This window comes from Shewanella sp. AS16 (genome assembly GCF_021412365.1).
In the GTDB taxonomy this organism is placed as follows: Bacteria; Pseudomonadota; Gammaproteobacteria; order Enterobacterales; family Shewanellaceae; genus Shewanella; species Shewanella salipaludis.
In genome coordinates this window covers 1-350 of record NZ_JAKCLK010000096.1, presented here as the reverse complement: position 1 = coordinate 350, position 350 = coordinate 1, and the positions used below count along the sequence as shown (strand labels likewise).

General features: G+C 54.6%; 1 protein-coding gene. It reads right to left on the bottom strand.

The features are described 5' to 3' along the window. Window positions 1-4 precede the first annotated feature (4 nt). Window positions 5-350: glycogen/starch/alpha-glucan phosphorylase (locus LZP73_RS19510; protein ID WP_234236575.1), on the bottom strand; the 346-nt coding region annotated here is incomplete at its 5' end.

The following is a 350-nucleotide window of genomic DNA, read 5'->3' as shown; positions in this document are numbered from 1 at the left end:
TTCCTTAGCGTTTTGCCTGCCAGATACGAGCCTGATAATCGCGAATAGAGCGATCCGAGCTAAACATACCGCAGCGGGCGGTATTGAGGATCGCCGCGCGAGTCCAGGCCTCCTGGTCGCGGTACAGCACATCCACCTGCTTTTGTGCCTCTACATAAGCGGCGAAATCTGCCATCACCAGATACGGATCGCCGCCCTGTTTGCCGATACTGTGCAGCATCTGGTCGAAGGCATGCTTATCGCCGTCGCTGTATTTACCGCTTTCCAGCTCTTTCAATACTGCGTCCAGCACCTTATCTTTCTTCCGCCATTTCACCGGGTCGTAGCCTTTGGCCAGAATTGCCTTCACT